14 protein-coding genes are annotated in these 13,821 nt (G+C 27.2%); 4 read left to right on the plus strand and 10 right to left on the minus strand.

Annotated features, from left to right (window positions below):
• Positions 1 to 10: 10 nt before the first annotated feature.
• The 10 genes from AELL_RS00495 to rsmA all read right to left on the minus strand — a co-directional run bounded on the left by AELL_RS00495 (position 11) and on the right by rsmA (position 10,638).
• Complete coding sequence (locus AELL_RS00495) at positions 11 to 742, minus strand: succinate dehydrogenase/fumarate reductase iron-sulfur subunit (protein ID WP_118916059.1); 732 nt, start codon at positions 740 to 742, stop codon at positions 11 to 13.
• Entirely contained in the window at positions 732 to 2,342 is a 1,611-nt protein-coding gene (locus AELL_RS00500) for an FAD-binding protein (protein ID WP_118916060.1), read from the minus strand. The genes AELL_RS00495 and AELL_RS00500 overlap by 11 nt, the downstream gene beginning before the upstream one ends.
• Positions 2,343 to 2,344: 2 nt before the next feature.
• The gene (locus AELL_RS00505; RefSeq protein WP_118916061.1) at positions 2,345 to 2,725 is read right to left on the minus strand and encodes a hypothetical protein; all 381 of its coding nucleotides are present in this window, start codon (positions 2,723 to 2,725) and stop codon (positions 2,345 to 2,347) included.
• Between the two features lie 300 nt (positions 2,726 to 3,025).
• Positions 3,026 to 4,432, minus strand: a complete 1,407-nt coding sequence (locus AELL_RS00510; RefSeq protein WP_118916062.1) for a PhoH family protein — start codon at positions 4,430 to 4,432, stop codon at positions 3,026 to 3,028.
• On the minus strand, positions 4,432 to 4,950 hold the full coding sequence (locus AELL_RS00515; RefSeq protein WP_118916063.1) for a CopD family protein: 519 nt from the start codon (positions 4,948 to 4,950) through the stop codon (positions 4,432 to 4,434). Before AELL_RS00515 ends, AELL_RS00510 begins: the two co-directional genes overlap by 1 nt.
• A 3-nt stretch (positions 4,951 to 4,953) precedes the next feature.
• Positions 4,954 to 6,144 (minus strand): replication-associated recombination protein A, encoded by a 1,191-nt coding sequence (locus tag AELL_RS00520; RefSeq protein WP_118916064.1) that lies wholly within the window; start codon positions 6,142 to 6,144, stop codon positions 4,954 to 4,956.
• Complete coding sequence (locus AELL_RS00525) at positions 6,128 to 6,958, minus strand: pseudouridine synthase (protein WP_118916065.1); 831 nt, start codon at positions 6,956 to 6,958, stop codon at positions 6,128 to 6,130. Before AELL_RS00525 ends, AELL_RS00520 begins: the two co-directional genes overlap by 17 nt.
• Positions 6,958 to 7,920 (minus strand): KpsF/GutQ family sugar-phosphate isomerase, encoded by a 963-nt coding sequence (locus AELL_RS00530; protein ID WP_118916066.1) that lies wholly within the window; start codon positions 7,918 to 7,920, stop codon positions 6,958 to 6,960. The genes AELL_RS00525 and AELL_RS00530 overlap by 1 nt, the downstream gene beginning before the upstream one ends.
• Before the next feature lie 11 nt (positions 7,921 to 7,931).
• On the minus strand, positions 7,932 to 9,857 hold the full coding sequence (locus tag AELL_RS00535) for a ribonuclease J (protein ID WP_118916067.1): 1,926 nt from the start codon (positions 9,855 to 9,857) through the stop codon (positions 7,932 to 7,934).
• Positions 9,844 to 10,638, minus strand: coding sequence for a 16S rRNA (adenine(1518)-N(6)/adenine(1519)-N(6))-dimethyltransferase RsmA (gene rsmA, locus AELL_RS00540; RefSeq protein ID WP_118916068.1), 795 nt, complete (start codon positions 10,636 to 10,638; stop codon positions 9,844 to 9,846). The genes AELL_RS00535 and rsmA overlap by 14 nt, the downstream gene beginning before the upstream one ends.
• A 73-nt stretch (positions 10,639 to 10,711) precedes the next feature.
• Here rsmA and hisF point away from each other — a divergent pair, with 73 nt between their 5' ends.
• From hisF to rlmN, 4 genes are read left to right on the plus strand one after another with little or no spacing between them, the layout of a single operon-like run.
• Positions 10,712 to 11,473, plus strand: coding sequence for an imidazole glycerol phosphate synthase subunit HisF (gene hisF / locus AELL_RS00545; RefSeq protein WP_014472862.1), 762 nt, complete (start codon positions 10,712 to 10,714; stop codon positions 11,471 to 11,473).
• A 1-nt stretch (position 11,474) separates the two neighbouring features.
• Positions 11,475 to 12,161: an SIMPL domain-containing protein gene (locus AELL_RS00550; RefSeq protein WP_118916069.1), complete on the plus strand. Its 687-nt coding sequence runs from the start codon at positions 11,475 to 11,477 to the stop codon at positions 12,159 to 12,161.
• The gene (locus AELL_RS00555; protein ID WP_118916070.1) at positions 12,158 to 12,694 is read left to right on the plus strand and encodes a phosphorylase family protein; all 537 of its coding nucleotides are present in this window, start codon (positions 12,158 to 12,160) and stop codon (positions 12,692 to 12,694) included. The genes AELL_RS00550 and AELL_RS00555 overlap by 4 nt, the downstream gene beginning before the upstream one ends.
• Positions 12,695 to 12,713: 19 nt before the next feature.
• A complete protein-coding gene (gene rlmN / locus AELL_RS00560; protein WP_118916071.1) occupies positions 12,714 to 13,796 on the plus strand; it encodes a dual-specificity RNA methyltransferase RlmN in 1,083 nt (360 codons plus the stop codon).
• Positions 13,797 to 13,821: the final 25 nt, after the last annotated feature.

Consider the following 13,821-nt stretch of genomic DNA (forward strand, 5'->3'; position numbering starts at 1 on the left):
ATACTCTATTCTAAAATCCATTAGGATTAAATCCTCCTCCAAAATCATCATTGAAATCAAAAGAAAAATTCTGAAAATTTGGATTAGTATAACCTTTTTGTACAGATATGTTTTGTAATTGCATAATATCTGCTTTTGGATCAATCCCTTGTGGACAAACTAAAGTACATGCACTACATAATGTACAATCCCATATCCCATCAGTTTGAATACTAGATATAATTTCATCATTTGATTCTAATTTCTCATCATTAACATATCTTAATGCTCTACTTAATGCAAATGGACCAATAAAACTATCTTTTGCATCATAAACTGGACAAGAACTAAAACAAGAATTACATAAAATACAATTACTTTGCAAATCAATTTTTTCTATATTCTCTTGCTTTATTTCTTTATTAGAATTTTTATTTATATAGCTTTTTGTTTTATTGATGAGTAATGTTTCATGTGAAACATTTACTATTAAATCCTTTATTACTTCAATATTCTTTAATGGTTCAATTAAATCATCATCTTTAATAAAGACTTTACAAGCCAATCTTTCTACACCATTAACTTTTACTGCACATGAACCACAAACACCACTTTTACATCCACATCTAAAAGATAAAGAAGAATCAATTTCTTCTTTTATTTCGATTAGTGCTTTTAATAAATTTGTATTATTAACTTCATATTTAGTGATAGTTGATTCATTTGATAACTCTTTGTTAAATCTTCTAATATTAATTTTCATCTTCTACCTCAAACTTAAATACAATTTCATCATTTATTAATTGAATTATTGAAGATTTATTGTAGTTTATATCTTTATTTGGGAAATCAATTCTAAAGTGAGAACCTCTACTCTCTTCTCTATTTAATGAACTTAAAACAACAAGTTTTGATACTAGAAGAATATTAAGAAATTCTAATAAATCAATAAGATTTTTATTATAAATTTTTGATTTATCCTCTATTCCCATTTTATTTCTATCTTTTGATATATCATTTATGATATTTTGAAATTCAATTAATTTATTTCTCTCTTTGAAAATTCCGACATCTTCGAAAAGTTTATTTGACAAATAGTCTTTTATTTTATAAAAGTTTATTTCACTTTTTTTCTCATAAAATTCAGAAATTTTCTCTTTCATTTTTATTTCTTGATTTGAAATTTTTTCATCAAAATTAGCTATATCTTTCGCTTTATTTGACACATAAGTTCCAATATGTCTACCTAATGTAACTATTTCAAGTAAAGAGTTTCCACCTAATCTATTTGCACCATGAATTGAAGCATTTGCACACTCTCCAACAGCAAAAAGGTTAATTATATTTGTTTCACCATTGATATTTGTTTTTATTCCTCCCATTGAATAATGAGCTGAGGGAATTATTGGTAAAAGTTCATCTTCAATTTTTATATTTGAAAACTCAAATGCAAGTTTCCTTTCTTGAGGAATTAATTCATTAATTTTATCTAGCCCTAAATGTCTTAAATCAAGAAAAATTTTTTCTTTATTTAAAATTCTTTCATAAATTGCCTTTGTTACTTCATCCCTTGATTTTAGTTCATCAATAAATCTATTTCCATCTTTATCAACTAAATAAGCACCCTCACCTCTAGCACTTTCACTTATAAGTATATTTGTATTAACTAAAGTCGTAGGATGAAATTGTACAAACTCCATATTTGAAAGTTTAACACCTGCTCTAAAAGCTACTGCAAGACCATCTGCACTATTTGAATAAGAATTTGTTGTATTATTTGAATATATACCGGCATAACCACCTGTTGCTAATATAGTTGTTTTAGCATAAATTGTGGCAATATTACCATTTTTAATATCTAAAAATATTGCACCTTTACAAATGTCATTTTCTATTATCAATTCTAATAAAAAATATTCATAACAAAAATCAATATTCTCTTTTAGACATTGATCAAATAGCGTATGCATTATCTTTAAACCAGTATAATCACTTGAATAGCATGTTCTTAGATGTTTAGTTCCACCAAATTTTCTTTGAGAGAATTTGCCATTTTTAGTTCTATTAAAAGGTACACCTATTGAGTCAAGCCAAAGAATAGTATCTTTTGCATTTTTACATAAGAAAGTTATATTTTTTTTATTTGCTAGCAAATGAGAAGCATTGTAGGTATCATTTATATGATTTTCAATTGAATCATTATCTTCATATAAAACTGCATTAATCCCACCTTGGGCTTGTACAGTTTGAGAGTGAGTAGGAAATGTTTTTGAAACAACTAAAACATTTGAATTATTTTTTTTTGCATTAAGTGCTGCAGTTAACCCTGCTCCACCTGAACCAATTATTAGTACATCTATCATTTTTAGTCCCAAAACTCTTTTAATGGTTCTTCTTTTTCTTTATTACTTTTATAATCTAATTCAAATTCTAATTTTTCAAGTTCATCAATAGTGCTTTTATAATCATCTTTTTCACTCTCTATTTTTTCTATTATTTCCTCTTTTTTAGTTTCAACTTTTTCAGTTAAAGAATGATTTTTATTTTTATCTTTTAGATTTATATATTCTGAAATAATTCTTTCATACTCGTTAAAATCTAAAAGTATAATTCCTGGTTTTCCATCTCTTAAAATGATTGCTTTTTCTATCTCTTTCTTATTTAATTTATCAAAGATATTTTTACTTTTTCTTACTAATTCTGTTGAAGAAAACATCTCTTTTGATGTATATTGTAATAGTGACATCCTAATCCTTTTACGTATTATAATATGTATTATAACACATAATTTAAAAATAAATTTATTAATAATTAATAAAATTGTAGAAAAAACATATAGTAACAAGTGCTATATTTAGCTATTTTATTCCAATATTGAGATATTTATAATAAGTATTATATTTATAATTTAATTGGACTTATAAAATTAAATATTTTAAAATATATAAGATTTAATTTTTTGTTTTAAATAGAGTAAAATATGATATTAATGATGATTTATATAAAGAGTTTAAAATGTCTAGAATAAATATATTCTAGGCATTTTTTATTTTGAGAAGATTTGTTCAGCCCACTCTGTTATTGGACCTCTAAGAACTTTTTGTAATTTAATTGCGAATATATTTACAATATTATCTTCGTTTTTTGTTGATTTTAATAACGTTGTCAGAGCATTTGTATATTTATTTACGTAGAAGTTATCAATTTGTTTATTTGAACCTAAGATAACAACTTTACATGAACTATCTATTCTTGATAATACCATTTGCATTGTTTTATTTGACATATTTTGTGCTTCATCTATAATTATAAATGAGTTTGAAAGGGTTCTACCCCTCATCTCCCCTACCCACATAGTTTCAATTCCATAATTACTAATCATTTGATCAATTCTTTCTGTAACTTCTCTATCATCTAATTCAGATATTGTTGTATCAGGATTCTTTTTGCTTCTTTTTCTTTTATGTTCACTTCTTATTATATAATCAAGACTATCCATTAAAGGATGATTGTAGATTTTAAATTTTTCTTCTAATCCTGGAAGATAACCTACATCTTCACCTTTATCTAAAGATTCAATAGAATTTCTAATATATATTATTTTTTGAAAGAATTTTTGACGAACAAGTTTTAATGCACCACTTAGTGCTAAAAGAGTTTTCCCAGAACCTGCTTTTGCTTCTACAATTAATACATTGTAAAAATGACTTAAAATAGCATCACTAAAAAATAGTTGCTCTTTATTTAAAGGTGTAATTACTTGGTCTCTAATTTCAGCTTCATCAAGTAGTTTGATTCTTTTATTTTGTATATTTGCTAATAAAACTTGATCAGATGATTTAACTTTAAAACAGTATGAGAAATTGTAAGGTTTGTATTCAGGGTCGTATTTATCGATATTTTGATTGTCAATAAATTCTAAATCGTCAAAATTTATATCAATCTCTTTAATAAAATCAAAATCAAAAACATCTTTATCTTTACCAACTAATGCATCAGTTTTTATATCAAGAGAAATAGCTCTTGTTCTAGCCATGATATCTAAAGATAAAAATTCAACTTGATTTTTATAATAACTATTTGCAAATGTTGCAATTTCTAAGATTTTTCTATCATTTATTATATTTAAAGATATATTTTTAATATTAACTTCATATTCATCTTTTGAAATGATATCTATGATAGTATTCTTTTCATTTTCAATTTTAACTCTAATTATTTTATATGAATCTTTTTTTATACTATTTATTATTGATGAATTCTCTAAAATCCTTGCAAACTCTCTAGCTTGAAAATTAATTTCATCAAAACCACTTTTTTTTGTGTCAATTTCATCAAGAACAGTTTCAGGAAGAATTATTAAGTTTCTCCCCTCCTGAGAGAGTTTATATACGTTTGAAGCATCTTCAAGAAGGATATTTGTATCTAATACATAATATTTGTCAAAATTCATTATTTAGCCTTTTTAGGTTTCATTATTACATAAGAAATATATGCAAATAGTATAACAATAATTGCAGTAAATAAAATAGAAAAAGATTTTGTAATCACGTAGCCAACAATAAGAATAGATAACATAGTTGGCATTTCATTGTACATTCTAAAAAATTTACCACTTTTTTTACAAGTATTATTTTCTAAATCTTTTCTATATTTTTCTAAAGATAAAGAATAGATAATTAATAAAGCTAAAGAGAGAAGTTTTGCTAACATCCAAGGATTTTGAGTAAAATCTAATAAAATAGGATTTAATGCAAGCATTGTAGCACCACTAAAAATAGTAGCCCACATAGCAGGAGCTCCAATATATTTATAAATCTTGTACTCTTGAATTTTAACTACTTCCACAAACTCTTTTTTTTCTATATTTTCTACATGATATACAAAAAGTCTTGGTAAATAAAACAGCATCGCCATCCATGACATAAAAGCAACAACGTGAAAAGTTAAAACCCAAGTGTAGTATTCCATTCTTTAATCCTCTTTTTTATTTTTAATTTTATCTAACCAATCATTTAAAGTTTTTTCAAAACCTATATTTGAATTATTATATAAATTCAAATCTTCTTTTAAATATTTTTGTTCAACATATCCACCAAAATCATGGGGGTATAAATAGCCTATATGCTGTGAATCAAGATGTTTTGGTATATCAAGTATCTTTCCATCTTTTATTTGTTGTAGAGCTTTATTTACAGCTTTATAAGCACTATTTGATTTAGGACTTGATGCAAGATATATAGCACACTGAGAAAGAATGATTCTTGATTCTGGATAACCAATTTTATTACATGCAATCATTGTATTTACTGCTAGATTTAAAGCATTTGGATTTGCATTTCCAATATCTTCGCTTGCAAATATTACTAATCTTCTTGTAATAAAATCTACACTTTCTCCACCATTTATTAATCTACTCATATAATATAAAGCTGCATCAATATTTGAACCTCTTAATGACTTAATCATAGCACTTGCTAAATCATAATGAGTATCAGAAGATGAAACTCCATCCCCTATTACATTTTCCCTTAACTCTTTTAATAAAGTTAAGTCTATATCTTTTGATACTTTATATGCAAAATTTAGAAGTGTAAGCATAGCTCTTGCATCACCAGAACTAGATGTTATCAAATACTCTTTTGCTTCATTTGTAAGAGTTATATCAATATCTTTTAAAGCAATATAAAGAATCTTATTCATTTCTTCTTTTGTAAAAGCTTTAAATTCATAAAGAAAAGCTCTTGAACGAATTGCAGATGTTAGTGTAAAAAAAGGATTTTCTGTACTTGCTCCAATAATAATTGCATCATAATTTTCCATTATAGGGAGTAAAACTTCTTGTTGATTTTTTGATAATCTATGTACTTCATCAATAAAAATAAGAGGTTTAATTAAACTTCCTTTATATTTATCAAAGACTTTTCGCAAATCTTCTACTTTGATACTTGTAGCATTAAAATAGTAATAATCTGTATTTATTTCACGAGCAATTATTTTGGCTAAAGTAGTTTTTCCAGTTCCTGGTTTACCATAAAAAAATAGATGAGGAATCTCTTTTTGTTTGATTAGTTTATAAAGTGCTTTTTCTTTGCCAATAATGTGAGATTGACCAACAAATGTATCTAAACTTGTTGGTCTTAATTTATTAGATAGATCTATCATCTTCATTCATAAAGATTCTTAGATTTTTGTATTCTTCTTTTGTTAAAAATCTTGATTTTCCAGTTGGTAGATTATTTAAAGAGATTCCACCATACTCTAATCTTTTTAAATCAAGTACATCAAGACCAAAGTGAGCGAAAAATCTTCTTAATTCTCTATTTTTCCCCTCAGAAATCACAACTTTAATTTTAGAGTATTTTTCTCCATTTGTTTGAATATCATAAGCTAAAAAAGGTGCAAAAGACATAGATTTTATTTTACTATTTTTATGTGCACCTGTTCTTGCATCTTCAATTGTAATTCCATTTTGCATAGCTTCTTCAACTGATTTAGATATTACACCATTAACTTTGATTTTATAAACTCTTTCTAAATCAGAGTGCATTAAAGCATCAACAACTTCAACATTATCAGATAATAGTAATAATCCTTCACTTGCGTAGTCAAGTCTTCCTACACTTAAAAAATGTTTATATTTTTTTTCAAGTGAATCATAGATTGTTTTTCTTCCTTGAGGGTCTTTTTTTGAAACAATTTCACCTTTTGGTTTATTGTAAACAATTACAGTATAAATCTTATTTTTATCTTCTTTGATATTTTTTTTACCAATTTGCACTTCATCTTTTGATGAAACTTTTGTTGCAAGATTAGTAACTACTTTACCATTAACTTTTACTCTACCCTCTTCTATCAGCTTATCAGCTTCTCTTCTTGAGTAGTTACTGTTGTGAGATAAAAATTTATTTAATCTTGTTAACTCTTCTTGTATCTCTTCTGTTTTCTTTTTGCCAGAATGGCTTTTATTTTCTTTCATTATTTTATACCAGCTTCGATTAAATCGTGAATATGTAGCACTCCAACTAATTTATCATTTTCATCTGTAACGATAAGTAGTTGTATCTTGTAGTTTTCAATAACTTGAAGTGCATCACTTGCCAGAAGTTCTTTGTTTTTTAAAGTTTTAGGATTTAATGTTGCAATTTCTTCAACTTTGCATTCTAAAGAGAATTTCTCATTCATTAATGCTCTTCTTAAATCTCCATCACTTAATAATCCAAATACTTTATTATCTTCATCTGTAATAATAACACTTCCAAGTCTTCCTTGACTCATTATTAAAATAGCGTCTTTAAGTCGAGTTTCACGTGAAACGACAGGTAGATTTTCTTTTCTTAATAAATCATCAACTTTTATGAATAGTTTTTTACCTAAACTTCCACCTGGGTGAAATGATGCAAAATCTTCTTTTTTGAAATCTCTTCTTTTCATTAAACAAACAGCAAGTGCATCGCCCATTGCCATTGTTAAAGTTGTAGAAGATGTTGGTGCTGTATCAAGTGGACAAGCCTCTTTTTCAACATAAATATTGATAAAAACATCTGAATATTTTGCTAATGTAGAATTTTCACTTCTTGCCATACCAATAAGAGGAATATTTAATCTTTTTAGATGAGGCAAAATTTGTACTAATTCTTCACTTTCACCACTATATGAAATTCCAAGAACAATATCATCTTTACCAATCATTCCTAAATCGCCATGCATTGCTTCTGTAGGATGCAAAAAGAAAGAACTTGTTCCTGTACTTGCTAATGTTGCAGCAATTTTAGTACCTACAAGTCCTGATTTACCAACACCAGAGATAATTAATTTACCTTTGCAATTGATAATTAAATCAATTGCTTTTTCAATATCAAAAGATATATTTTGTGCTGCTCTTTCAAGTTCATTTGCTTCAGTTAATAAAACATCTCTAACAATTTGTTTGAAATCCATTTAACTATTCCTTATTGTACAAATATAGTTGGTACTATCATTGGATATTTTTTATATTTTCTTGTGCAATGTTTTCTAACAACTTTTCTTAATTCATCTTCTAGAATTTTATTGTTTTTTAGAATACCTGGTTTAACATTTTCTAAGAATACTGATAATAAATCTTCAATCTCTTTTGCAAAGTATTTATCTTGTTTATCTGGAACTAATCCAAATGAAGTAACTTTTGGTCTTTGAGCAAGAGTTCTATCACTTTCATTAATTTGTGCAACAATCATAACAATACCTTCTTTAGCCATTGTTTGTCTATCTAAAATTACATCATCTGAAATTTTATTGTTTAATTGATTGTCAATATAAACTTTACCTGATTTTACAGTTCGAACTTTCTTTAAATATTTTGGTGTAACTTCAATTTGTTCACCATCACTCATGATATAAACATTTCTTTCTAATACACCACAATCAATACCTGTTTGTCCATGTTTTAGGGCATGATTATATTCCCCATGAACTGGTAAAAAGAATTTAGGTTTTACAAGTCGTAACATAAGTTTTTGTTCTTCTTGTGCAGCATGTCCTGAAACGTGAATATCTGGATAATCTTGGTATGCAACTTTTGCACCTGCTTTTAAAAGGTGATTGATGATTTCAGAAACACTTGCTTCATTTCCTGGAATTGCTTTTGATGATAAAATAATTTGGTCATCAGGTTTAATTTTAATGTGTCTATGTTCATGAATAGCCATTCTATATAGAGCTGACATTGATTCACCTTGACTTCCTGTTGTAACAATTAAAACTTCTTTATCATTATATTTATTTACTTCGTGCGCTTCAATAAATTGGTCTTTTGGGAATTTTATATAACCTAAATTCATTGCTATTTCTAAATTCTTTTCCATAGATCTTCCAATAACACAGATTTTTCTGTTATATTGTAATGCTTTTTCAATTGCTTGTGAAACTCTATGAATATTTGAAGAGAAAGTAGACATTACAACTCTTCCTTTTGCTGTAGAAAAAATTCTATCAAAAGTTGGTCCAACAGTTTTTTCAGTTCTTGTAAATCCAGGAGCATGAGAATTTGTTGAATCAGAAGTTAAAACTAAAACACCCTCTTCTCCATAATGTGCAAGTCTATGTAAATCTGTAGGAAAACCATCAATTGGAGTATGGTCGATTTTAAAATCACCTGTGTGAATCATTGTTCCAGCTTCAGTTTTAATAGCAATTGCAGAAGAATCTATAATTGAGTGAGTAATATGCATCCATTCAACTTCAAATTCTCCAATTTTTATAGGAGTTCTTTTTTGAATTGCTCTAAAATATCCTCTATGTTCTCTCATTTTGTGTTCATCAAATTTTGAACCAATCATTTCAAGTGGTAAAGAAGTACCATAAATTGGGAACTGCATCTCTTTAAATAGATATGGCATTGCACCAATGTGATCTTCATGACCATGTGTAATAATTACTGCAACAATTTTATCTTTGATTTCTCTAATATAAGTAAAATCAGGAATTAAAATATCAACACCATGCATTTCACCATCTGGGAAACTCATACCAACATCAACTATAAGTGCTTGGTTTTCAGTTTCAACAACCATCATATTTCCACCAATTTCACCTAATCCACCAAGTGGAGTGATTCTTAGTTTTGCTGTTGTATTTAGATTAAGTTTATAATGAGGGTTTAACCTATCTCTATGGATTTTTTCATTGATTATGTAAGCTTTTTTTAAATCACTAACCCAACCTTCACCTTTATTTTGCATTTGTTGTGGATCTTTTGCAACTTTTGGTTTAGGTTTTCTTTTCTTGAAAGGAGGTTTTTTACCCTCTACTGCTTCACCTGAATTTGTATTTGTTTCTACAGTAGTTTCAACTTGTGTACTTGTTGTAGTTTGTTCTTCTTTGTTAATTTCTTCCATTCTTTACCTTTGTATACATTTGGCTATACAAAGATGAACTTACTTCATGAGGTCTAACATTATCATCTACATTTAATTCTTTATAAATTTCAGATATACAATCTTTACTCAAAAGTGACGTAAGATTTTTTGAAAGTTTTTTTCTAGGCTGAATAAAACAGGCTTTTAAAAACTTATTAAAATCTTTATCAAAATTTTTAGACATATCTTTTTTTATATAAAGAATTGAAGATGTTACTTTTGGTGGAGGATCAAATGATTCAGGTGGAACATCAAAAAGTATTTTAGAATCAATAGAAATTAATTCAGTAATAATACCTAAAGATGAATATTCCTTATCATTTACAGATGCAGTAAATTTTTCTGCAACCTCTTTTTGTACCATAACAATAATATGTTCACAAGAAACATCTTCAAATGCTCTTAATATAATGTTTGTTGCAATATAGTATGGTAAGTTTGCTATCAAGTCATATTTACCATTATGTAGGCTTTTTTGCTTATCCCAAGCCTCTAAAACATCAGTGTGGATCAGTTTTAGTTTACCCTCTTCTATCTCTATTGCAAATTTAGACTTCAAAATACCGATTAAATCAGTATCAACCTCATAAGCAGTTAAATCTTTGTACTTGACTAAATTTTTGGTCAAATCACCTAATCCAGGCCCAATTTCAACCACATAATTATTGTTCATGGGCATCGATTGGATGATTTTATCCAAAATAGTCGTATCTTTTAAAAAGTTTTGTCCGTATTGTTTTTTTGCTTTTACTTTTTCCATAATTGGGAAGAGTATATCTGCTTTTAACTTATAATTAGATAAGATAATTTTTAGTTATTACGAAGGATTTTATTTGAGTAGTTTTGCAAAAAGAATAATACCATGTCTAGATGTTGATAATGGAAGAGTTGTAAAAGGCGTGAATTTTGTAGGTTTAAGAGATGCAGGAGATCCTGTAGAAGTTGCAAAAAGATATAACGCAGAAGGTGCAGATGAAATAACTTTTTTAGATATTACTGCAAGTCATCAAAATAGAGGAACAATTGTTGATATTGTAAAACAAGTTGCAAAAGAAGTTTTTATTCCTTTAACAGTTGGTGGGGGAATTAGAAAACTTGAAGATATTTATGCACTTTTAAATGTAGGTTGTGACAAAGTTTCAATTAACTCTTCAGCTGTTTCAAACCCAGATTTAATAAATGAAAGTTCTAAAAGATTTGGTAGTCAATGTATTGTTGTTGCAATTGATGTTAAAAGAGTTGCTGATGGTTCTTACCACGTTTTTGTAAAAGGAGGACGTGAAGATACTGGACTTGACGCACTTGCTTGGGCAAAAGAAGTTTATGATAGAGGTGCTGGTGAAATACTTCTTACTTCTATGGACACTGATGGTGCAAAAACTGGATTTGAACTAAACATTACTGAACAAATTTCAAAATTAGTTGATATTCCAGTAATTGCAAGTGGTGGAGCTGGAACTATGGAACATATAAAAGAGGCATTTGAACATGGTGCTAGTGCAGCACTTGCTGCTTCGATTTTTCACTTTAAAGAAATAGATATTATGGATTTAAAGAGATATTTAAGAGCAAATAACATTCCTGTAAGGATATAAAATGAAAATCAAATTATTTATGGGATTATTACTGCCAATATTGGCATTTTCATATGAAATAGAATTTAATAAAAGTTTTTCAAAAGTAGTAAACCCAGATTTATTAAGTACAAATGTAAATATAAGTGTCGAAAAAAAAGATGAAGTTAGAGTAAATAGTGAAATTGAAAAATTTAATGATTTCATTAAAAATAATAAAGAAGTAATTATAAAAAATGGAAGTTTTACTTTAAGTCCAAAATACAAATATTATGACAATAAACAAGAATTTATAGGATATGTTGGAAATCTAAGATATTCAGTAGAATCAAAAGATGCAAAAGAATTAAATAGTTTTATGGATGAATTAATTGCTATAAAAGAGAGAATAAAATCTGATGATATAAAACTTAATATTTCAAATGTTTCTTGGAAAGTAAGTGACGAATTACAAAATAAAAGTTTTGATAATTTAAGATTTGAAGCAATTACTTGGATTGAAAATTATGCAAATGTTTTATCTTCAAAATTATCAAAAAAATGTGAAGTAAAAAAAATAAATATAAATGAATTTAACGGTGGAAATATAGTATATGCAAGAAGTGAAATGGCATTATCAAGTATGTCAAAATCTGTTGCGGATGTAGCTCCAATTAGTAGTGAACAAAATATTACAGTAAATCCAAACTTTATTTTGGAGTGCAGATGATTGTATGTGCAGGAAGAAATGAAACTTTTCCATTTGCTCATCCCATTGGTGTTGGATTAATTGAAAGTTCAATAAATCTTACAAGAATGTGTCTATTTGATAAACCTGACTTTTTACTTTTTATTGGAAGTGCAGGAAGTTATGGTGAACATAAAATTTTTGATATAGTTGAATCAAAAAGAGCTTCAAATATTGAACTTGGATTTTTAACGCAAAGTGCATATACACCTTTAGATAATGTTTTAGAATCTGAAAATAAATTTGCAAGAAATGATACTATTGTAAACTCTTCAAACTATATTTCAACAAATGAAAAACTTTGTAAAGAGTTTTTAGAATATGGTGTTGGAATTGAAAATATGGAGTTTTTTTCAATTTTAAGTGTTGCAAAAGAGTTTGAAATTCCAGTTGCTGGAATTTTTGTAGTAACAAATTATACAAATGAAAATGCCCATGAAGATTTTATAAAAAATCATAAAGAGGCAATGACAAAATTAACAAATTATTTAATAGAAAAAAATATAATAAAATAGAAAATTGGAATAAATTATAATGGCAAAAGAAGAATTACCATCTATATATGATTACACATTAGATGAATTAAAAGAAAAATTAAAACCATCATTTAGAGCAAAGCAAGTTTATAATTGGCTTTACAAAAAGTATGCTAGTTCGTATGATGATATGAAAAACTTACCAAATGAATTAAAAGAAGATTTAAAAGCAAACTATCCAATAGATATTATGCAAATTGTAAAGAAAGAGCAGAGTCGTGATGGAAGTATTAAATATCTTTTTAAATTAAGAGATAACCATACTGTTGAAGCAGTTTTACTTTTAATGAAAGATAAAAAGATAGATGAAGATGGACAAATTGTAAGAAGTGAGAAATATACTGTTTGTATTTCTTCTCAAGTTGGCTGTAAAGTTGGCTGTAGTTTTTGTTTAACTGCAAAAGGTGGATTTGTAAGAAATCTTACAGTTGGAGAGTATATTGCTCAAATTGTAAATATCAAAAGAGATAATAATATTGCTGAAAATAAAGCTTTAAATATCGTTTATATGGGAATGGGTGAACCACTTGATAACTTTGATAACTTTACTAAAGCAGTAGAAATTTTTTCTGAACTTGATGGTTTAGCAATAAGTAGACGAAGACAAACAGTTTCAACTTCAGGAATTGCAAGTAAAATTAAAAAACTTGGTGAAAAAGATTTACAAATCCAATTAGCAATTTCACTTCATGCTGTTGATGATGAGTTAAGAAGTGAATTAATACCTATGAATAAAGCTTATAACATTGCTTCAATTATTGAAGCTGTTAAGGCTTTTCCTGTGGATACAAGAAAAAAAGTTATGTTTGAATATTTAGTAATAAAAGATAAAAATGATTCAATAGAAGCAGCTAGAAAACTTGTTAGTTTATTAAACGGTATTCAAGCAAAAGTAAATTTAATATACTTTAATCCATATCCAGGAACTACATATCAGCGACCTGTTGAAGAAGATATGTTAAGATTCAAAGATTTTTTAAACCAAAAAGGTGTAATCTGTACAATCAGAGAGTCAAAAGGGCTTGATATATCTGCTGCTTGTGGGCAATTAAAAGAAAAGGAAGCAAATGGGAATTCTTGAAATATCTTTATTGATTTTTATAGCA

Source organism: Arcobacter ellisii, assembly GCF_003544915.1.
GTDB lineage: Bacteria > Campylobacterota > Campylobacteria > Campylobacterales > Arcobacteraceae > Aliarcobacter > Aliarcobacter ellisii.

Excerpts from the sequence above, each read along its gene's own strand:
- AELL_RS00495 (WP_118916059.1), bottom strand. The coding sequence starts at position 742 with ATGAAAATTAATATTAGAAGATTTAACAAAGAGTTATCAAATGAATCA.
- AELL_RS00500 (WP_118916060.1), bottom strand. The coding sequence starts at position 2,342 with ATGATAGATGTACTAATAATTGGTTCAGGTGGAGCAGGGTTAACTGCA.
- AELL_RS00505 (WP_118916061.1), bottom strand. The coding sequence starts at position 2,725 with ATGTCACTATTACAATATACATCAAAAGAGATGTTTTCTTCAACAGAA.
- AELL_RS00510 (WP_118916062.1), bottom strand. The coding sequence starts at position 4,432 with ATGAATTTTGACAAATATTATGTATTAGATACAAATATCCTTCTTGAA.
- AELL_RS00515 (WP_118916063.1), bottom strand. The coding sequence starts at position 4,950 with ATGGAATACTACACTTGGGTTTTAACTTTTCACGTTGTTGCTTTTATG.
- AELL_RS00520 (WP_118916064.1), bottom strand. The coding sequence starts at position 6,144 with ATGATAGATCTATCTAATAAATTAAGACCAACAAGTTTAGATACATTT.
- AELL_RS00525 (WP_118916065.1), bottom strand. The coding sequence starts at position 6,958 with ATGAAAGAAAATAAAAGCCATTCTGGCAAAAAGAAAACAGAAGAGATA.
- AELL_RS00530 (WP_118916066.1), bottom strand. The coding sequence starts at position 7,920 with ATGGATTTCAAACAAATTGTTAGAGATGTTTTATTAACTGAAGCAAAT.
- AELL_RS00535 (WP_118916067.1), bottom strand. The coding sequence starts at position 9,857 with ATGGAAGAAATTAACAAAGAAGAACAAACTACAACAAGTACACAAGTT.
- rsmA (WP_118916068.1), bottom strand. The coding sequence starts at position 10,638 with ATGGAAAAAGTAAAAGCAAAAAAACAATACGGACAAAACTTTTTAAAA.
- AELL_RS00550 (WP_118916069.1), top strand. The coding sequence starts at position 11,475 with ATGAAAATCAAATTATTTATGGGATTATTACTGCCAATATTGGCATTT.
- AELL_RS00555 (WP_118916070.1), top strand. The coding sequence starts at position 12,158 with ATGATTGTATGTGCAGGAAGAAATGAAACTTTTCCATTTGCTCATCCC.
- rlmN (WP_118916071.1), top strand. The coding sequence starts at position 12,714 with ATGGCAAAAGAAGAATTACCATCTATATATGATTACACATTAGATGAA.